This window comes from Zhongshania aquatica, from assembly GCF_027257955.1.
Taxonomy (GTDB): domain Bacteria; phylum Pseudomonadota; class Gammaproteobacteria; order Pseudomonadales; family Spongiibacteraceae; genus Spongiibacter; species Spongiibacter aquatica.
Map to the genome: position 1 here is coordinate 419769 of NZ_JANZNQ010000001.1, position 20358 is coordinate 440126.

The window sequence follows — 20358 nt, forward strand, 5'->3', positions numbered from 1 at the left end:
GGAGGCGCTAGATGCAAGCGATTCGCACAAATATTAGCCAATAGATCAAGATTGGCGCTGACGCACCGCTTCAAACAGACAAATTCCAGTCGCAACAGACACATTTAAGCTACTGACGGTGCCAGCCATAGGCAACTTTGCTAAGTAGTCACAATTCTCCCGGGTAAGGCGACGCATTCCAGCACCCTCCGCCCCCAGCACAATAGCCAGCGGGCCACGGAGATCTCGTTCATATAATGAAGTATCTGCCTCACCCGCCATACCCACCACCCAAATACCCGCCTGCTGCATTTGCTGCAAGCTGCGGGCAAGGTTTGTTACCTGGATAAAAGGCACCACATCGGCCGCACCACAGGCGACCTTAAAAACCGTCGCCCCCAAACCAACAGAATTATCGCGGGGCGCGACCACAGCAGTCACTCCAGCCGCATCGGCACTACGCAAACAAGCGCCTAAATTATGGGGGTCGGTGACGCCGTCCAAAACCAAAATTAGCGCAGCACTGCCTGCCGCCGCCACCAAATCCGGTAAATCTTTTTCACGATACTCTGGAGCCGGCTCGACCAAGGCAATCACGCCCTGATGGCGCCCTTCGACCATTTTATCGAGCTCTTCTCGAGGACGTTGCGATGCGCCGATAGACGCCGAAGCGGCCAAACCAAGCACCTCTTGCAGGCGCTTATCACCACGCCCATTTTGCACATAAAGGCTCTTCACGCGCTCAGGGCTGCGCGACAGCACCGCCTGTACGGCATGAATACCAAATATTTTTTCTGCCACAATAATTCCTATCGACCACGACGCTTACTGGAAGCACCCGATTTCCGCGCGGCGGCGGTTTTCGCACCCACGCCGGTTTTCTTACCCTTTGCTGCAGGCGCTTTCTTAGCAGCAGGCGAGGCTTTTTTCGGCGCATCTGTATTTGGCTTGGCACTGCGACGTTTGCCGCTAGCAGACTTGCTAGCCGGTGATTTACCACGCCCTGATTTTGAGTTTGACGGCGGTACCTGCCCCTTCGCCAAGGCTTCTCGTACTGACGGCTTCTGGCGCTTAGCCGGCTCGCCTGAAGGTAGGGCTAAATCAATTTTCCGCTGATCAAGGTCAACACCCATCACCTGAACACGAAGGGTATCACCCAGCTGGAAAGTACGGCGTGTACGCTCACCGATAAGGCGCTGATGGGCTTGGTCAAACTGATAGTAATCCTGCGGCAAGGCAGAGATATGCACCAAGCCTTCTATATATAAGTCTTTGAGTTCAACAAACATGCCGAAACCAGTCACCGCGGCTATCACGCCGTCGAACTCGCTACCCACATGCTCTTGTAAAAACTCGCATTTCAAAAACGCCATCACGTCACGACTGGCGTCATCTGCACGACGTTCAGACATGGAACAATGCATGCCCTGTGCAACCAAGGCTTCCATATCGTAGGGATAGATTTTCTTGCGACTAAGCGCCGGGGCGCCATCCACTTTAAGAAAACATTTTGCAGCCTCACCGCCACCACTGCGTATCAAATAGCGCAGAGCACGATGCACGAGTAAATCTGGGTAACGACGAATTGGAGATGTAAAATGTGTATAACCTGAATAGTGCAAACCGAAGTGACCTTCGTTATCAGGCTGATATACCGCCTGACTCAAAGATCGCAGCATCATGGTTTGAATTACTGCCGCATCGGGACGCTCGCCTAAAGTCGACAACAGCAACTGGTAATCCTTCGGACTTGGCTCTGCGCCACCGCGTAAACCCAAACCAATCTCTTGTAAAAATTCGCGAAGATTGGTCAGCTTTTGTTCGCTCGGACCGTTATGTACGCGATATAAAGCTTCAAGACCGGCACGTTCCAAGGCCTTCGCCGTGGCAACGTTCGCACACAGCATGCACTCTTCTATTAAACGGTGAGCATCATGACGGCGAATCGGCACAATCGCCTCAATCCGCTTTTCGTCATTAAATACAATGCGGGTTTCAACCGTTTCAAAATCAATTGCTCCGCGCTCAGATCGCGCTTTGCGCAAGGCAAAGTAGAGCTCGTGCAAGTCCTGCAGCTGAGGCAGTAAATCCCGGTTTTTACCGGTGTCGTAACTAGGATCAACATCCTTTAATCCCAACAAAACGCCGACTTCGTTGTAGGTCAATCTAGCGTGAGAGCGAATAATCCCCTCATAAAACTGATAGCCACTTAGCTTGCCGGTGGCACTGATGGTCATTTCACACACCATCGTCAAACGATCAACATTCGGTTTTAAAGAACACAAACCATTAGAGAGTGCCTCGGGCAGCATCGGCACAACTCGATCAGGAAAATAAACCGACGTCGCGCGCTTATTCGCCTCTTCATCTAAGGCTGAACCGACCTGAACGTAGTGAGAAACATCTGCAATCGCCACCCATAAACGCCACCCGCCAGATTTCTTCGGCTCGCAGAACACCGCATCATCGAAATCTCGCGCATCTTCACCGTCGATGGTCACCAGTGGCAACTCGCGCAAATCAACACGATGCTTTTTATCTTTCTCTAAGGGCTCAGAACCAAAACGGCGAGCTTCTTCTTCAACCGCTTCTGGCCACTCAAAGGGAATATCATGGCTGCGAATCGCCAGCTCGGTAGCCACGCCCACGGTGCGACGATCACCCAACACTTCGGTAATTCGACCGCGAGCCTGCTGACGCGCACCGGGCTGCTGGGTGATTTCCAACATCACATAATCACCCTCTCGGGCGCCGCCAACATCGGCGTCTTCCAAGGCCAACCAATTCTGAATACGGGTATTTTCTGGCACAACCTGCGGCAAGCCACGGTGCATCATCAACTTGCCAACTAATTGCTGAGTATTGTGCTCAACAACTTCAATGATCACCCCTTCACGCCGACCGCGCTGATCTATGCCAGTCACCTCGACCTTAACGATGTCGCCATCAAACACCTGCTGCATTTGGCGATTAGCCAAATACACATCCTCATCCTCACCCTCAATAACGACAAAGCCAAAGCCGTCACGATGCCCCTGTACCCGGCCCACCATGGCATCACCGCCACTGATAGCACGTAAACGCCCTCGCCGACCCTCGATAATCTGACCATCGCGAAGCATCGCCTTTACGCGACGTCGCAAACCCTCCTCTTGATCTTCGCCTGCCACCTCTAACTGACGACGCAGCTGTGACAAGCTAAGACCATTTTCAACATCTTTCAGCTGTTCAAGGATAAATTCGCGACTTGGGACGGGATTCTCATAACGCGAAGCCTCGCGCTCTGCATGGGGATCTGGGAGATTACGGCGTTTAGCCATTCAATCGGGCTTCCTATCTATATGGGATTTAAATTCTTATTGGCTAGTGTAACTCAACCGTTGACAAAAATACTTTCTATCAGTAAATTGCGCGCCTCGGCATCCTAGCCGGTCATCCCCTGCCCAGGTGGTGAAATTGGTAGACACGCCAGCTTCAGGTGCTGGTCCTCGCAAGGGGGTGGAGGTTCAAGTCCTCTCCTGGGCACCATATAACTACCAAAGCTTCTCAGAACGTCATTTTAAGCCTTTCTCTCCATTCCGCTCTAGCAAGGTGTGACATTTAAGTGGGTCATTGGAGCCCCAGATGCCTGCGCCCGCATACATTTGCAAAGACCGTCACGGCGGTTTCCTTTTTCGTCGTATAATACCCCAGCGCCTCCGCATTTATTTTGGCGGCAAGCAACAACTTAGACTATCTCTGCGATGCCACCACCGCAGCTCGGCAATACGAACAGCCCGAAGGTACGCTATGGCTACGGATGATATTTTCGAGAAGCTAGAAGAAATCACGTTTGCGATAACTTGCAATACTGATAACGTGAGGATGCTAAATCAAGGACAGGCTGATGCTCAAAACAATTTCGCTCTTCTGGCTGAAACCGTAAAGCGAGCCGCTGAAGATGGCCAGCTTGAGGACGCAGGCCTACTCTGCGAGGCGATATCAGTTTTGGTCGCCCTAATGGAAAAAGATGAAGACTCCAAGCTCAACATTGCCATAGCGAACCAAAAGCAAAATATTCTTTTAAGTATCCAAGACCGCCTAGCGGCCCAAGTTGCAAAGCAATCTGTTGGCACAGAATTCAGCTGGGCCTCCGAGCAGATAGCGGCTCCTGCCACGAAAACAACCACTCCCACCCAATCGCCACCGATCAGCCAGCTTTGGGCCGAGTACACAAAAGAGCAAGAAGCACACTGGCAGCCGGGCACCTGTGCGGAAAACAAAGAAGCATTCCGGGCATTCATTGAAATTGTGACCGATCTCGGGGCAGATAAACTTTCCATCGAGGTGACGAGGAACTACAAAAAGAGCATCCTGGACTACCCTTTGCGGCGCAACGTCGGCCAAAACGCAGCAAAATCACTGGACGAGCTCCGCCAGCAAAATGGGAAAAGGATCGCGGCCTCCACAGCCTCCAACAGAATGACGCTGATTACCGCCTTCCTGTCTTGGGCACAGCGCCATGGATACATTGACAATAACTTCCTAGCGCCGCTGGTCACAAAGCGCGAAAAGGATCGCAAAAACCGTGACTCGTTCACACCTGAAGACCTACGGCTAATTTTTGCAGATCCACGATTTCAAAATGGCTCCTATAAAAATGATTGGGAATTCTGGCTACCTTTATTAGCACTGTATACCGGCTGCCGTTTGGGCGAGCTATGCCAACTCCGGGGCAAAAACGTCGCATCCGCAAATGGAACAAGCTATATCGACATTTGCGAATCTGGCGTAGACATGCTTAAAACCAAAAACTCCACCAGGAAAATCCCTCTCCATCCTCACGTCGTTGAACTGGGATTTGTCGAATTTGCTGCAGCACGCGGCAGTGATTATCTATTCAACGTCAACCCAGTGAACGGGAAGCGCAGCCACTACCCCTCTAGACAGTTCGGCACATTCAAGAAAAATCTTGGCTTAGGCACTAAAAAAACCTTCCATTCGTTCCGCCATACCTTTCGCGACTCGCTCAGCGACGCGGATGTCAGGGATTCAATCGTGGTAGCACTGATGGGGCACTCCGACGAATCCATCACCTTCAAAACCTATGGATCAGATGCAAAGCTCAACCAACTTTCCCAAGCAATCGGCCAACTCGACTTTCGAGATATTCTGCGGGGAGTCGCACCCCGAAAAACGTAAAACGCTAGGTAGAATGTGCCGGTGCGCCACCAATCGATGCCAAAGAGCATCCACAGAGACGCGCACCCAAACGTGAACGGAAAACACTTACCCTTTGACGTGCAACGCCAATGCGGCAACAATTACTCCCGAGCTATGATATAGCTATGATTCACCACAGCGATGGCACAGGATGGCCTAACAGATTAGGTAAACCACCCGAACACTCCAGCAGAATTGAGCCGACCCACCATACATAAAGCTTACCAACTAGTATAAGTACGATACTGTTTCTGCTGGAGTCGGCTACCGAAGTAGCGTGATCTGCACCAGAACAAATAATGATTATTCTTGAGGATACACTGTGTCACGATTAACAGACTTAATCGCACAAGCAAAATCAAAAGATCCCCAGCTCGGCCAAGACCTTGAACGGGAGATAAAAACCCTCTCCTCACGCCTACCCTTTGGCCTAAATTTTGAGCGCCATCGGCCAGAAGTTGTAGAACTACCTCTGCGGCCTATCCGCAAGGGGGATAAGGTGCGCGTGCTGCCAGAACGTGGCTCAACGAAATCTGGAGACGCAAGGCTTTGGCAGGTAAAGACAATCAGTGGCAGAGGCAAAGCTAAGGTCGCTGATCTGGAGCTGGTCTACAGCGAAAAACCGGAAACTCAAAGTGTGTCGCTTGACGACCTCATAGTCGTTGCCGAATTCCGGGACGTAATCTACCCCGGCCTTATCAGCACAGGCAAAGTCGAGCGCGGCGGTGACAAGCCCTATCACACTGTCATCAATGGCGAGAACTACCATGCACTAAAAGCGCTGACATACACCCATCGCGGCAAGGTTGATGCCATTTACATTGACCCGCCGTATAACACGGGTGCAAAAGACTGGAAATACAACAACGACTACGTTGAGGCTGACGATAACTATCGTCACAGTAAGTGGCTCGCCATGATGGAGCGTCGATTGGAACTGACGAAACAACTTCTGAATCCGAAACGGTCTGTATTGCTGGTCACGATAGATACAAAGGAGTTACATCGCCTGGGACTCCTGCTAGATCAAGTGTTTCCATCGCAAAAGTCTCAGATGATCACGACTGTGATTAACCCGAAAGGCGCCTCACTTGGTGGCGACTTTGCCAGAGTTGATGAGCAGATATTTATCGTGTACTTCGGGGAAATAGCAGTGAAACCAGAAGTGAGGGATATGCTTGATGAAAAGAAGAACGAAGAAACCTCAACGTCTGTAAAGTGGTCAAGTTTGATCCGGGGTGGCGCCAAAGGAATACGCACGGATAGCCCAGGCGCATATTACCCGGTTTTTATAAACGTTGATGACTCGAAAATTCACTCGTTTGGAGAACCACTTCCAAGGGGGGCTGATCGTGAGTCGACATCCCCCCCCAGCAATACGGTTGCGGTCTGGCCACCTGAGCACCCGAGTGGAGTGGAAGGACGGTGGGGCATTGGCCCTGCGAAAGCGCAAGAGTTGCTTGATCGGGGGGCCTTAAGGCTTGGTAGAATCAACCCCGCCGCAGCTAAGTTCCCTATCTCATATCTTTCTTCGGGCATTATGGAAAAAGTAGACTCCGGAGAAATACTCACGTTAGGCCGCAAAGAAGATGGAACACTGATTGTTCGTTACCCAGATAATGTGAAGGTAACGCATCCCCGTACAGTCTGGAAGATGCCCGGCCACAACGCCGGTGAATACGGTAGTAAGCTCGTATCGACGATGCTGCCAAATCGAAAATTTCCGTTTCCTAAGGCTCTTTATTCGGTCGAAGATATACTTCGATTTTTTGTTGCTGATATGCCTGATGCCATTATATTGGATTTTTTCGCGGGTTCAGGCACAACTGCGCACGCGGTTATGCGCCTCAACAAACAGGATAATGGGTGGCGACAGTGCATTAGCGTGACTAACAATGAGGTCAGTGCTATCGAGCAGAAGGGGCTTCGCGAAAAGGGACTGCGCCCAGGAGACCCCAATTGGGAAAAGTGGGGTATATGTGACTACATCACAAAACCACGTATAAATGCGGCAATTACTGGGTGCTCTCCAGACGGTAAGCCCATCAAAGGCGACTATAAGTTCGTGGATGAATTCGAGATGTCTGAAGGCTTTGAGGAGAATGCGGAGTTCTTCACTCTCACGTACGAAACGCCGATAGCAGTGAACTACAACCACTCTTTTGGACGTATCGCACCTATTTTGTGGATGAGAGCTGGCAGTCGTGGACAGCGAATAGATGCTTTGCCGGACAAAGGCTGGGCGGTGGTGGAGGCCTACGGCTTACTTATTGAGTTAGACCGTGCCACGGCCTTTATTAAGGCGCTAGGTAAAGTCGAGGGCTTGTCATTGGCCTATATCGTTACTGATGACGACAGACGCTTCCAGTCCATAGCAAAACGACTACCTTCCGGAGTGGAACCGGTTCGCCTGTACGAGTCGTACCTATCTAACTTCAGCTTTACTAACGAGGACTGAGCCATGAAATTCACGCTCAAGGAATATCAGTCTGAGGCGGTTCGCGATGCCTTGGACAACCTACGCAAGGCCCGGAAGCGCTGGCATGAAGATACTGACCGCTATGCGTTTTCTCTGACCGCTGCGACAGGTGCAGGTAAGACCGTAATGGCAGCAGCAGCTTTTGAGGCTATGTTTTATGGCGATGACGATTTTGAGTTCGACGCGGATCCAAGTGCGGTCGTAATCTGGTTCAGCGATGATCCATCATTGAACGAGCAGACCCGGTTCAGGCTGATGGAGGCTAGTGACCGCATCCAACATACCGATATGGTGGTAGTGGAAAACACCTTTAACCGAGCCAAGTTTGAGGCAAAAAAAATCTACTTCCTCAATACACAGAAACTGGGCAAGAAGAGCTTACTAGTTCGCGGCCATGAGCCAGAGGAAGGCGAGGCGGGAATGTTCCCGGAAACCCGGCCAGACATGCGTGCTTTCACAATTTGGGACACGATCCGCAATACAATAGAAGACCCAGAGCTGACTCTATACCTTGTGCTTGATGAAGCCCATCGGGGCATGGGAAACCCAAACGCAGCAGCGCAAAACACTCGCACCACGATTGTACAAAATCTTATCAACGGCAAGGCTGGTGTACCGGGTATACCCATTGTATGGGGGATTTCCGCAACGGTAGAACGCTTTAACCGGGCAATGGAAGGGGCGGTAAAACGCATAACATTGCCTGATGTCACCGTTGACGCCGCCAAGGTGCAGGAATCCGGTCTTATCAAAGACACTATATTGATCGACATTCCGGAGGACTCCTCTGGCGACTTTGATACGGTCTTGGTAAGGCGGGGAGCTCAAAAGCTAAAGGCCATCACCGAAGCATGGGCCGAATACGCAAAACGGCAGGAAGACGATGTATCAGTAATACCGCTGATGGTGCTGCAAGTGCCCAACACTCCTGACCCGAATGACATTGGCCGTGCGCTTGATACTATCTATCAGCAATGGCCAGAGCTGCCCAATGGTTCAGTGGCGCACGTCTTCGGAGAACACAGCACCCAACACTTTGGCAACCGGGCCGTGCCCTATATTCAGCCTGAGCGAGTACAGGATTCAACATGGGTACGGATATTGATTGCCAAAGATGCGATCAGCACCGGCTGGGACTGCCCTCGCGCTGAAGTCATGGTGTCATTTCGTCCAGCCAAAGATCGCACTCACATTACACAGCTATTAGGTCGGATGGTGCGCTCACCGCTAGCACGACGTATCGCAGGTGACGACCGGCTTAATGCCGTAGAGTGCTTACTGCCAAAATTTGATGCAAAGACCGTAGAGCAGGTAGTTGATTCGCTAAAGAGTGGCGATGAAACCGCCGCGACAACGGCCGGGCGAATACTGATCAATCCTGCTGAGATGGCGCCAAATCCCGCTATTCCAGATGCTGTATGGGAAGCCTTTGAGGCACTACCCTCGCAGAGCCGTCCACAGCGCAATGCCAAGCCAGCCAAGCGGTTAACCGCATTGGCCCATGAACTAGCGGCGGATGACATTTTAGAAGGAGCGGGGAAAAAGGCGCATGCAGTGATACATGCAGCTTTAGATAAGTTTCAAAATGACCAAAAAGCAACAATAGAAGCGAAACGCAAAGCTGTTCTAACGGTAGACGGTAAAACTGTTGTGGCTGACATGAAAGGCCAGACCAAGAGTTTTGATCAATTCTGGGAAAATGCCGATATGGCAGTGATTGATGATTCCTACCGCCGGGCGGCGCGTATCCTCAGCCCTGACATAGCAAGAACCTACGTCGATTTTCTGGCTTACAAAGAGGCAACACCAGATGACGCCGACGAGTTTGAAGAAGCACTAATGAATGCGCGAGTATCCATCGCAGCGATGGGTCTATTGGGTGAACTTCTTACTGCTGTGGATTCAGAAGCCGATAAGTTAGCTAAGGCTTGGCTTGTTGCATACCGCGACGAAATCAAGGCCCTGCCTGACGATCGACGAGACACTTACAGGGAAATTCAGGAGCTAAGCACAGACCCGCAAGACGTGGACATGGAGCGCCCGGGGGCACGCTATGAAGCGACCAAGGTGCGTGAACGTGGTGTAGAGAACCTTATTCCTACCTTCAAGGCTCATATGCTGAGTGATGACAAAGGTGAGTTCCCCGCCATACTCAATGGCCCGGAGTCAGACGTTGTATCGAAAGAAAGCGGGCGCGACGGGTTTGTGTGCTGGTATCGCAATCCGCAGCAGCCGGGACAGTCCTCACTCGGCATCGCCTACAAGGCTGGAGAGGAATACAAGATCATGCGTCCTGACTTCCTCTTTTTTGCTCTAGGTTCTGAGGGTGAAGTTTCTGTAGATATCGTTGACCCTCACGGCGCTTTTCTCGGGGATGCCCTGGCTAAACTGAGGGGCTTGGCGGTTTACGCCGAAACCCATCCTAACTACTATCGTCGCATACTGTCGATAGATAAGGTTGGCGTAAAACTGCGAACTCTCGACCTGAAAAACGACGATGTACGTGCCGCGATTGCGGGTGCGGATGCAAATGACCCCGACGCTGCAAAGAAGCTGTTTGCTGGAAGTTTCGGTAAAGACTATGAGTGATGCAATGGATAGTCACCACATCGAAATGAAGCGATAAAGGCTGCGGCCTTCCCGCCAAACCCGGCGCCTCCGGCACGACCGCGCCATCTTCAAGCACTTTGCGCCAGTACTGCTATAGCTGGTATCAACAAACATTCGTTTCTTGATACCAATAGGCGCAGTGCAAAAATGGTATCATAAAAATAGGGTATTACTTTTTGACACCAAATATAATTATTGATACCATTTGTTGACACCTCCTTAGATGTAAATTGGAATGCAAAATGTCACGAGTATTTGCCTACTGCCGAGTCAGTACTACTGAGCAAACTACGGAAAACCAATTGCTTGCAATCAGGAAATCAGGGGTTGAGATCTCAAAGGATCGCTGCGTATCCGAGACCGTCTCAGGCTCAACTGAAGCAATGAAGCGATCAGCATTCCGATTAATGGTCGAGCATAGCCTGGAGCGCGGCGACACCTTAATAGTTTTAAAGCTCGACCGCCTCGGTCGCGATGCAATTGATGTTCAGAAAACGATAGACCTTCTTTTAGAAAAGGGGGTTAGCCTCCGCAGCCTTGACCTGCCAAATTTAAATCTAACCAGTGCAGAAGGTAAGCTGATGCTTCAAGTATTCAGCGCATTCAGTGAATTTGAGCGGAATCGCATCCGCGAGCGCACTCAGGAGGGGCTAGAAAGGGCTAAGGCGAGCGGAATTAAACTGGGCCGACCTCCAGCCGTTGAAACCACTAAGCTCGTTCAGGCAGCAAAAGCCGAGGGGTTCACGCAGTCCAAAGCAGCGCGATTATTAGGTATTAGCTTGGCGACCGTAAAAAGGCATTGGAGCGCCAAGCTATTGCCATCTATTAGTTGAGTGACATGCCGAAATAATCAGCAGTCAAAGACCGTGCTTAGAGATATTTGTCGTAGTCATCCAATAAAGCGTCGCGACAGAGGCCTTTTGCCGAAACAGTTGTTTTACCAGATGACGAGCCACGTAGATTTTGAAGAAACCGCTCAGTTTCTGAGAGAGAAATTGCTGCACCTATGCGAGCAGAAATCTTTTCGGCTTTATCTGCCGCGCACTGCTCCATCTTATCTCCCGGGTAAAAGCGCTTCATGATACGAAGGATTTCTCGATCACGCATGGAGGTATCGGACTCAGAGCTTGAGCCAAACTCTACCATTTGACCACAAGTCCGATCTATCCGGTCTTCCAGCTCAGCCCCTGAAATAGCGGGAGTGATGCTAGAAATAGGCTTTCCGTTACAATCAAAATCATATACACCGGCGAAACTATTTACACTTAATATTAACAAGCTGATCTTTATTATTGCTCTCATTTATTCTTCCAAAGTTTGTTAAATATAAAGCCTGCCTAAACAAGCAGAGAGTTAGCCACGAACATATCATTACTGCTATGGACGAGCGATTGTGAGCCATATTTGATTTACAAAATATGCCTAATTGTCATCAACCACCTGAACACTTGAAATAATGGCAACAAGAGAAGCAGTTTTAATCCCCTATCACCAAAATCATAAGCAGCCTACGAACCACTCTTGCGCGCTCTTGGAGTTTACGCTTTAGATTAAAATCATCCGCGCTACCAATCATTGCCAACTAGCCTTTGATACCACCGCAAGCGGGAGGAGTGAGGCCGGACTACCGATAATTTTCTGCGCCCCCATCAAATACAAGGCAGAAGCACAGCAGCCGCCCCCGCATACTGGAACAACGCTGAACACTCGTGGCACCAACTCAAATCAGACATGAAACCAAAACCAAAGATCATCTAAACATAATGTGTATTTTGTTTACATACTAAGCCCTTAGTGCGATAATCGAGCCCATTAGAGCTTATGGAACATATGAGAAATGACTAAGAAACTCGGTCGACCACTGCTAAAAAGCAAACCATTGACTCAAGCCGAGAGGCACCAGAGATGGAAAACGAATCAAGAGCTTCGAAAAAAGGAACTCATCGCCTCAACTAAGCCCCGCAAAAAACGATTAAATCTAGCACTTAAAGAAGTGACGCTAGACGGCGTAGACATCATTGCGAAATCACTAGAGCTATCGACCACGGCAGCTATCGAACTTCTGCTGTATCGAGCCGCAAAACAAACAGCAGACATTCTGAGCGCGGTAGAGGATACACAGGGAGAAATACCGAGCGAACCAGAAATGCTAGCAAGGCTTCGCTATTTAATAAGAGCCGGCCACGGGATCGAGAGCTTGCGCGAAATATTCGAACAACAAGATGAATATTGATTTGATAATGAGTAGAGAGAGCCTTAAAAGGAGTCAATCAAAGCAATGAAAATCAGCCCCGATAAAGTTACTAAAGTCATTGTCATGCGCTCTGCCGGGTACACCATATCGACAATCGCAAATAGCGTTAGAATCTCGACATCCAGCGTAAAACGCATCTGCCAGAAGAACAACGTGCATGCTGGCGGCGCACTCGAAAGCCTAGTGGCAGAAGCTCGGGCCGACCTGACACGCACATTGACGTCGGACGACTCCATAAAGTTAATCGCAGCCAGTTTTATGCAGGACACACTGGTTCACGCCGAAGCAGTAAGGGAGCTAGCCGCGTCAGCGGGTGCTCATCTCAAGGCGTCAAATGTTGATGATGCCCTGAAGGTCATGCGGGGCTGTAATGCATGGGCAAACACCCTAAAACTGACTGCCGACGCTACTCGCAGCGCAATCAAGATCGCGCCAGACAACGATGACAACGAAGACCTACCCGAGCTCATCGTCTGCGTGATGACCGACGACGACGTTCTGGCCGAGCGCGAACGACAACGCGAGGAAGCCATAAATCTGGGAATAATCTGTGACGAAACTTCTACGGATAACCATGCCGATGGAGTATAAACTCAACCTCGATGACGCCCAAATGCTTGGCACGTCCACGAACATTCTTCCGAAAATTAAGCACGCAATACCGAGCGCAACGCCCGTTCAGGTAAGGCTTGCAGGGCTCCGCCTGAACAATCATGTAGTATTAAGGAATAATACTTCTATGGAAAACAGGGTGACATTGTGTCGCCAACCACGGCAACGCTCTAGGTATAAGTTTCCAAGTTGGCGGAATGCAAGTGACATGGCTCAGTGTTTTGGGTACATGAATGCCCTTACCTCACTTCGGGACTACCAAACCGTCGCGTTCACGCAGAATTTATCACCCTCCACTGAAAAGGCAATCCGAAAGCAAGGAAGCCTGAACTACCCGAGAGACGAGATCCGCAAGGTACTGGCAAGTCAATTTCCAGACGACACCCCCATTATGTTTGTTTTCGCAGCCGAAGAAAGTACAAATGGGCGATTGCACCTCCATGGCGTCTTTGCGGCCCCGAGAACACTCGACGTGGATAACTGCATCGCGAATATCAGCGCCGCACTGGCGCAAAAACTCGGATGGGCATATCGGCAGCGCTACGCAAACAAACGAACAATTATAAAAAAAGAATATCATCGAACAGCTTACGCTGCTGATGAGCATGACAGTCTCTCCGAATACACAAAGAAAACAGACATCAACGGCGGCTGGATGGCCTACTGTACCAAAGAGATTGGAAGCCTTGTTAGGCGCGGCGTCCTTAACAGAGACATCGTAGCATCCAAAGAGCTACGGCAATTATCCAAAAATATATGGATTATCATGCGCAACATGGCGAACGGCGATGATGCTGGGGTAAAAATATTAAAGAGTGCGGCTGAATTTATAAGACAAGCGCTTTCAAACAAGCTCACGCCCCCTCCTACCAAAGCCGAAAGAAGGTCTGTCATACCCTTAGACCAAAAACCGTCCAACCCAACCCCATCGTCACAAAAAAAGTCCATTTTTTCAGGATTCGAGAGAAGGAGACGCCGGATTTTTTACTCACTGCATCTAGTAGTTTCCTTGTTAATTTATAGATTGCGACCCCACCGAAAAAGCGGAAGCCTCGGAGATCAGCCGGCTCACCCAAATACTACGCGGGCCGCGAGTTGCAGTTACTGGCATGAAGGCCTAGTACTGCCGAACCAAACATGACCTAACCGTGAACCACCAATTCCCAACTGAAATAGCGTTGAGCCTATTTTTTACCCAAAGGTATCTCCAGCGCAGCGTCAAGCGACATACCCTGTACCCGCACACGATGCTTTAGCGTGCTGACGCTAAGGCCATGAGCTCTAGCCGCAGCCACCCAGGATGGAAATTCGCCCCCCTTGGCAACAAGCTTCACCCCATGGACTTGCTCGACCAGTCGACACTTGGGCACCCACTTGAAGTTGTTCCCACCCCAAGCCTTGCCGGAGTCCAGCCTAACCAAGACCTCCCCAGACTTGCCCTTCCCGCGCACATCTCCAGCAAACCGGTCATAGTCCATCCATTCTATTGAGATTGGCCCCTTTCGTCGGCCGGCCTCAACACCGTTGATCATCGACTTCCACCGCCGCCAGAGCCGTGTCCCAGCTTCCGGGTGCTTAGAGTGCCGCCGCGCACTCTCTGGCACTTCCTTTCCCGCAGCCAACCGAGTGAGAACCACATGCGGCTGTAAGCCCATCCGCTCGCCCAAAACACGAGCCGCGCATGTCTGCGACTGAAATTTCTCACCCCGGTACGTCACTTCACACCCTGCCGGCGACCCCATGCCGCCACCTCGCAAAACATTGAACCCTGAAGGCGCCAACGCACCCACCTTATCAATCCAGTATCTCTCACGCGCGCCCAACTCTCGCACAGCTACACCAGACTCAAGCACGTCCACTACAAAGTTCTCTGGCCCGTATTCGCGAATGGCCGATGCGATTGGAGTAGATTTACCGCTGTGGGCAGCGGAGAGGTGGAATGACCATCGCTGAGCGACCTCCATCTGCGTCAATCCAACGTACTGCCTGCCACAGCAGACACTCGTCACTCTGTAAATGCTCCCTGAACGCCCGCCCCATGCACCGACCGGCACTGTAAGAGCTTCGTCGAGGCTCCACCCGGCCTTCATTCTTGACCAAACAATCAGCTTTTCTCCCGAACGGCCGATCACATCAAGAAAAGACGAATACCCAAGAAATACACGACCTTGGTACGCGGGATATTGCGTCCCTGTGTACGTGAATGTTCGTCGCCGTCCGCCACCATAATGAACAACCCATCGATCCTGACTAAACGAACCAGCATCAATCATACTTTGCTGCGTCAAAAGTGCCGCCTTTTGCAACCGAAAAAACCTAGTCCGAAATACGGAGTAATCTACAGATCGTTCAGTTTTTTCGTACAAATTGCGAAGATCACACCGATTGCCGTTGAACTCGACAATAGAGCGTCTTACTTGGTATTTCGCAGAGTAGCCTTTAGCATCAAGGTGCAGCGCAGCGTAGACCTGATCGTACGAAACACCAACATCACGACGTAGACATCTATTGATCCGCGCGGCGAACGTTGCTCGATCCACGCAAGGCATATCGGCCTCATAATAGACAATCGAGATCTCTGATTTCAATGTGATTTCCACGCCTACAACTCCTCCTATAAGCGCAGCAGACCCCTTCTGCATGCGGCTTCTGAGAGCTAAACTAATAGCTTAGACGAGCACAAGGCCGGCTGAGGGTTGCCGAGGTTATTGCGCTTCACCCTCCACGCAAGTATTCAAGGAGGAGCAGACAGCACATAGCTCTTAGTACGTAAACCAAAAGAGCACCAATTGACGGGGGGTGGGCACTCAATGAACACGATTTAGGATTCCATCCCAACCGCAACGGGCGAGGAGATGAGTTTCCCGCCGACCGCGGCGCCACGCACCTGAAAATATTAATAGTGTTGCGGCAAGACTGTGATCATCCAGAGATTGTAGGGCAGACGTTGAGAGAGAACAACGCGCCACGGGCCAGTAGCCACTGAGCTTGACCGAGAGAGCCAGCATTTGCTGACTTTTTTGTGTCTGTGATCGGACTTGAAAAGCCACCGCTCCCTATTGGCTTATGCGTATACTGCTGTAACGTAAATGATTGGTGATAACCTATGAGAAAATCGATCGCAGTAATGGCGACATCAATGGGGTTGGTGGGGTGTTCGCCATATTCTCCCCAAATGCTCAATACTCTGGAGGCTCAGGGTAGTATTCGCATAGACGACATGCCAGCCATCGTGCGCCAAGCCGAAGGCTACGATCTCAAGGCTACGTTTATTCGAAAAATAGATTTCAACGGCTTCGACACCGCAAAACCCGAAGTCCAAATGAGAATAATGGAAGTGCTACGACCTGACTGTGAAAATCCGGTAGTGGTGCACGAACAGCGCCGAGACACAGAGAAAGTGTTTTTTGACGGGGGCATTTACACCCTGAGCATCAAATGCAGCGGGCCAGCTTTTGAGACGAGCGCTGCGCCAAATAATCCGACACCCGATTGAGAATGATTTGCTCGTAGGCGTGGGCATCGACAGCGGTCCTCAGATCACAGAAGCTTTTTGGCTTTCTCGCAGACTTCGCTGCGCTAGCGCCTCCCAATGATGACCACAGACACCACTAGTTCGTTGTCGTGCACTTCATAGACCAATCGATATCCAACCCCAGGCAACTTAATTTTGTGCGCATTGAGCAAGCCAGAGAGTTTCACAGACAGCACGTTGCACGTAACCCAAAGAGCACCGTTTGACGGGGATGAAGAACTCACAAATTGAGTCGACCGCATCTTATCGTTGAAAAATATGCTACCTACGTTAGACTTAAGCCTTATTCATCAACTAAACACCGCCAAGGTGTGACACTTCTGTGACGGCTGGCACAACTCGGTTAGCAAGCACTGCCGACGAATAGCGTGTAAATTGGCCAAAATAACGATCTGAGCGATTCTGGTGCCCTATCCTCTCCTGGGCACCAAGCCAAACAAATTAGCCTTATTCCAATAAGCTAAATATCTAGCAAGACGTGCCACGCAACACCAATATTTCCTAGTTTGTGAAGCTCTGAACTGAATAAATAACCACACCCATTTTCTCGCTTTCCCCATTTAGAAGCAAATCTCAAATTCACCGTAAACCACCCACCTAATTTAGTGTCAGTTAATCCGACATACTTCACCGTGATAGCGGTATGAAAGTAATTGAACACCTTATTCCCGCCTCGTATAACAATACATTCAACACCTGATATTCGAGCAAAGACCGACATTGTGCCCACTATTAAAAAACAGCCTGATCACTTTTGACATAGAATTAAATTGCAAGCCGTGGGTTGATAAAGATTATCAATATTCATTTAAAAGCGCGCATAGGTAAAAGAGGCTATATCAACACAGCCATCAGTACACTATGGTGCTAAATTAGGGCCGCGCTATATCGCAAAAGAAAAACATCCGCTGAAATAAAACAGCGCACTAGGAAGTGAGTTGTCATATGTCGCCGTTACCTCTTGGAAGCATCAACCGTCGGAAAAGAAACTCAGCCCGGCGTCACTTAGCGCCCATCATCGCCGTAGCGACGCTATTCGCGCAAAGCGCCCTAGCCGAAAGCATTTCGTCAATGCAACTTGCTCGGGTTGATGACTTAGCCAACCTTAGTCTTGAATCATTGATGAATATCGATGTGGTATCGGTGTCAAAACGCAGTGAACCTTTACAGCGGTCGCCCGCAGCGGTTTTCGTTTTAGATAGCAGCAGCATCATCCGATCTGGTGTTAAAAATATTCCCGAAGCCCTGCGTTTGATTCCGGGCTTGCAGGTCGCGCGCGTAGATTCCAATTCCTGGGCGGTGACCGCGAGAGGCTTTAATGCGTCAGCCGGCGCTGACAAATTAGAAGTCCTCATGGATGGCCGCAGTTTGTATTCGCCGGTATATTCCGGAGTCTTTTGGGATGCTCAAGATACGTTAATAGAAGATATTGCACGTATTGAAGTAATCCGCGGGCCGGGAGCTTCGCTATGGGGCTCGAACGCGGTAAACGGGGTAGTCAACATTGTTACAAAGACCGCAGCGGAAACGCAAGGTGGCTTTGAACAACTTGGCGGCGGCGGCGAATTTGAAGGATTCTCTTCATTTCGGTATGGCGGAAAACTGGGCGAAAAAGGGCACTATCGGCTCTATGCAAAAACAATTCACAACGCTGCACAAGAAATCGCAGCCCCAGGCGACGCAGCAGACAGCTCCAAAAGTAACCAAGTCGGCTTTAGGACAGACCTAAAGCTGAACGAAATAGACAGCCTAACAATACAAGGTGACTTACATCGAGGAACCGCTGCCAATCCAAACACAAGCAAAGATGAATTCACCAGCGGCTACAATCTTATCTCGCGCTGGAGTCGACGCTACGACGACAATTCAGATACTGAGTTACAGCTCTATTACGACCAAACCAGCCGCAACAACCGAATCAATTTCGCAGAAGATCGGAATACGTTCGACGTTGAGATAAAACACCGCTTTGCCTTAGGAGAACGTCAAAATTTCGTTCTTGGCGGTGGCTACCGCAGTACTGAAGATGACATTGAAGACGTAAACCCTTTCCTCGTAAAGTTTATTCCGAGCTCGCGAAAAGATGAAACACTGGATATTTTCGCACAGGATCAAATCGACTTAATTGAAAACATATTACACCTAACTTTGGGTGCCAAATTCGAAAAAAATGACTACACTGGCGCCGAGTTTCAACCCAGCGCACGCCTTAGCTACATATTTAACCAACGCAACACTTTCTGGGGCGCAGTATCTAGGGCGGTTAGAATCCCCAACCGTATAGATCATACGGTAAGCCTCTTCAACGGGCAGATTACCGGCGACGATCACTTCACAGCAGAGGAAGTGGTCGCTTATGAGATGGGGTATCGAGCTATTTTAACGACTCAGCTTTCCACCGATCTCGCAATTTTTTACAATGAGTATGACAAGCTTCGTACATTTACAGACGATTTCACTAATCCTCAAAATCAGCAAATTCACTTTGACAACCAAGGCGCAGGGCGAACGCAAGGGCTTGAGCTCACACTTCGCTGGAACCCTCTTCCAGATTTACAGCTACTTGCTAGCTACAACTACTTTGATATGGATATATCTGCAAAATACGGTAGCCGCGATATTTTCATTAATAGAAACAACGAAAACGATCCAAGCAGTCAAGTTAGCCTCAGGATTGACTGGGATGCTTCTGAGACATGGTCAATACAGGCCCGAGGACGCTGGATAGACAGTATCGATGACGCAGGCGTCGCGTCATATTCCGCCATTGATATAAGCGGTACTTGGCGACTAAGCACAAGCATTGACATATCACTAGTTGGGACTAATCTATTTGACCCACAACATGCAGAATTCAGCGGCGGCAAAGAAATTGTTCGCAGCATACACGGCCAATTTACATGGCACTTCTGAATTCGCAAATACACCCCATCATGCGCGCAGGCCTGAAAATCGCCAGCTTGCTGGTCGTCATCGGCATTAGTACGCTCTGCGACGCTAGCTACGCCGACGATACCAGTGATCTGGAGTACCGAGTAAAATCCGCATTCCTATATAACTTCACAAAATTCATTGAATGGCCTGAAACTCAGGGACAGTTAGAATTTGTTATGTGCGTTGCTGGAAACGACGCATTATACGAAAAATTAATCGAAACCGTTGGCGGTAAAACAAGTAGAGGATTGGCAATAAAATTCAACGCTACCCGACACCTCAACCAAGTGCAAAACTGCCAGCTGGTTTATCTTGGGTTCTCTGAGACAGATCGAATCAGCGATTGGGTCACGGCTCTATGGTAATCCTCCCATTTTTAGCTGATGCTCAAAGTAGAAGTTAAGCAGCCATCAATGGTGGCTTCCCATTGTTGGCTTTATGGGGGCGTTCATGATTGTAAAACCAAAGCCACTCGGTTGCATACTCTTGAACTTGTTCCAAGCTTTCAAATAGGTGTTTACTCACCCAGCTATAACGGATCGTGCGGTTGGCTCGCTCAATGTATGCATTCTGCTGTGGCTTACCAGGCTGGATATATTCGATGCGGATACCCTGCGCTGATGCCCACTGTGTAAACTCGTGACTGATGAATTCCGGCCCGTTGTCGCAGCGAATGACTGCCGGTTTTTCCCGCCACTCCAGCAGTTGATTTAGAACCCGAATAACTCTGATTGATGGCAATGAAAAGCCAGC

At 50.0% G+C, this 20358-nt stretch carries 15 protein-coding genes and 1 tRNA gene; 11 read left to right on the forward strand and 5 right to left on the reverse strand.

What is annotated here, in order from left to right; translation table 11 throughout:
- Positions 1-45 precede the first annotated feature (45 nt).
- The gene (gene rlmB, locus O9X78_RS01920; RefSeq protein WP_269617905.1) at positions 46-780 is read right to left on the reverse strand and encodes a 23S rRNA (guanosine(2251)-2'-O)-methyltransferase RlmB; all 735 of its coding nucleotides are present in this window, start codon (positions 778-780) and stop codon (positions 46-48) included.
- Between the two features lie 8 nt (positions 781-788).
- Positions 789-3299 (reverse strand): ribonuclease R, encoded by a 2511-nt coding sequence (rnr, locus tag O9X78_RS01925; protein ID WP_269617906.1) that lies wholly within the window; start codon positions 3297-3299, stop codon positions 789-791.
- Between the two features lie 121 nt (positions 3300-3420).
- Between rnr and O9X78_RS01930 the strand changes: the two genes are divergently transcribed.
- From O9X78_RS01930 to O9X78_RS01950, 5 genes are all read left to right on the forward strand, one after another.
- A tRNA-Leu gene (locus O9X78_RS01930) sits at positions 3421-3507 on the forward strand.
- 96 nt (positions 3508-3603) lie between these two features.
- The gene (locus O9X78_RS01935; protein ID WP_332108498.1) at positions 3604-5160 is read left to right on the forward strand and encodes a site-specific integrase; all 1557 of its coding nucleotides are present in this window, start codon (positions 3604-3606) and stop codon (positions 5158-5160) included.
- Positions 5161-5503: 343 nt separating this feature from the next.
- The gene (locus tag O9X78_RS01940; RefSeq protein ID WP_269617908.1) at positions 5504-7639 is read left to right on the forward strand and encodes a site-specific DNA-methyltransferase; all 2136 of its coding nucleotides are present in this window, start codon (positions 5504-5506) and stop codon (positions 7637-7639) included.
- Positions 7640-7642: 3 nt separating this feature from the next.
- The gene (locus O9X78_RS01945) at positions 7643-10249 is read left to right on the forward strand and encodes a DEAD/DEAH box helicase (RefSeq protein WP_269617909.1); all 2607 of its coding nucleotides are present in this window, start codon (positions 7643-7645) and stop codon (positions 10247-10249) included.
- Between the two features lie 263 nt (positions 10250-10512).
- Positions 10513-11103, forward strand: a complete 591-nt coding sequence (locus O9X78_RS01950; protein WP_269617910.1) for a recombinase family protein — start codon at positions 10513-10515, stop codon at positions 11101-11103.
- A gap of 37 nt (positions 11104-11140) precedes the next feature.
- Here the strand turns inward: O9X78_RS01950 and O9X78_RS01955 are convergent, their stop codons facing one another.
- The gene (locus O9X78_RS01955) at positions 11141-11572 is read right to left on the reverse strand and encodes a hypothetical protein (RefSeq protein ID WP_269617911.1); all 432 of its coding nucleotides are present in this window, start codon (positions 11570-11572) and stop codon (positions 11141-11143) included.
- Between the two features lie 535 nt (positions 11573-12107).
- Here O9X78_RS01955 and O9X78_RS01960 point away from each other — a divergent pair.
- The 3 genes from O9X78_RS01960 (at position 12108) to O9X78_RS01970 (ending at position 14277) form a co-directional block, all read left to right on the forward strand.
- A complete protein-coding gene (locus tag O9X78_RS01960; RefSeq protein ID WP_269617912.1) occupies positions 12108-12503 on the forward strand; it encodes a hypothetical protein in 396 nt (131 codons plus the stop codon).
- 45 nt (positions 12504-12548) lie between these two features.
- Complete coding sequence (locus O9X78_RS01965) at positions 12549-13115, forward strand: hypothetical protein (protein WP_269617913.1); 567 nt, start codon at positions 12549-12551, stop codon at positions 13113-13115.
- 229 nt (positions 13116-13344) lie between these two features.
- Positions 13345-14277 (forward strand): hypothetical protein, encoded by a 933-nt coding sequence (locus tag O9X78_RS01970; protein WP_269617914.1) that lies wholly within the window; start codon positions 13345-13347, stop codon positions 14275-14277.
- 43 nt (positions 14278-14320) lie between these two features.
- Here the strand turns inward: O9X78_RS01970 and O9X78_RS01975 are convergent, their stop codons facing one another.
- On the reverse strand, positions 14321-15736 hold the full coding sequence (locus O9X78_RS01975) for a GIY-YIG nuclease family protein (protein ID WP_269617915.1): 1416 nt from the start codon (positions 15734-15736) through the stop codon (positions 14321-14323).
- A 506-nt stretch (positions 15737-16242) separates the two neighbouring features.
- On the opposite strand from O9X78_RS01975, the gene O9X78_RS01980 reads away from it, so the two are divergent.
- The 3 genes from O9X78_RS01980 to O9X78_RS01990 all read left to right on the forward strand — a co-directional run bounded on the left by O9X78_RS01980 (position 16243) and on the right by O9X78_RS01990 (position 19970).
- A complete protein-coding gene (locus O9X78_RS01980; RefSeq protein ID WP_269617916.1) occupies positions 16243-16632 on the forward strand; it encodes a nucleoside phosphorylase-I family protein in 390 nt (129 codons plus the stop codon).
- 984 nt (positions 16633-17616) lie between these two features.
- Positions 17617-19584 (forward strand): TOL_0244 family TonB-dependent receptor, encoded by a 1968-nt coding sequence (locus O9X78_RS01985; protein ID WP_269617917.1) that lies wholly within the window; start codon positions 17617-17619, stop codon positions 19582-19584.
- Entirely contained in the window at positions 19572-19970 is a 399-nt protein-coding gene (locus O9X78_RS01990) for a YfiR family protein (RefSeq protein ID WP_269617918.1), read from the forward strand. Before O9X78_RS01985 ends, O9X78_RS01990 begins: the two co-directional genes overlap by 13 nt.
- Before the next feature lie 34 nt (positions 19971-20004).
- Here the strand turns inward: O9X78_RS01990 and O9X78_RS01995 are convergent.
- Positions 20005-20358: integrase core domain-containing protein (locus O9X78_RS01995; protein WP_269617919.1), on the reverse strand; the 354-nt coding region annotated here is incomplete at its 5' end.

Excerpts from the sequence above, each read along its gene's own strand:
- rnr (WP_269617906.1), bottom strand. The coding sequence starts at position 3,299 with ATGGCTAAACGCCGTAATCTCCCAGATCCCCATGCAGAGCGCGAGGCT.
- O9X78_RS01935 (WP_332108498.1), top strand. The coding sequence starts at position 3,604 with ATGCCTGCGCCCGCATACATTTGCAAAGACCGTCACGGCGGTTTCCTT.
- O9X78_RS01945 (WP_269617909.1), top strand. The coding sequence starts at position 7,643 with ATGAAATTCACGCTCAAGGAATATCAGTCTGAGGCGGTTCGCGATGCC.
- O9X78_RS01950 (WP_269617910.1), top strand. The coding sequence starts at position 10,513 with ATGTCACGAGTATTTGCCTACTGCCGAGTCAGTACTACTGAGCAAACT.
- O9X78_RS01955 (WP_269617911.1), bottom strand. The coding sequence starts at position 11,572 with ATGAGAGCAATAATAAAGATCAGCTTGTTAATATTAAGTGTAAATAGT.
- O9X78_RS01960 (WP_269617912.1), top strand. The coding sequence starts at position 12,108 with ATGACTAAGAAACTCGGTCGACCACTGCTAAAAAGCAAACCATTGACT.
- O9X78_RS01965 (WP_269617913.1), top strand. The coding sequence starts at position 12,549 with ATGAAAATCAGCCCCGATAAAGTTACTAAAGTCATTGTCATGCGCTCT.
- O9X78_RS01970 (WP_269617914.1), top strand. The coding sequence starts at position 13,345 with ATGGCTCAGTGTTTTGGGTACATGAATGCCCTTACCTCACTTCGGGAC.
- O9X78_RS01980 (WP_269617916.1), top strand. The coding sequence starts at position 16,243 with ATGAGAAAATCGATCGCAGTAATGGCGACATCAATGGGGTTGGTGGGG.
- O9X78_RS01985 (WP_269617917.1), top strand. The coding sequence starts at position 17,617 with ATGTCGCCGTTACCTCTTGGAAGCATCAACCGTCGGAAAAGAAACTCA.
- O9X78_RS01990 (WP_269617918.1), top strand. The coding sequence starts at position 19,572 with ATGGCACTTCTGAATTCGCAAATACACCCCATCATGCGCGCAGGCCTG.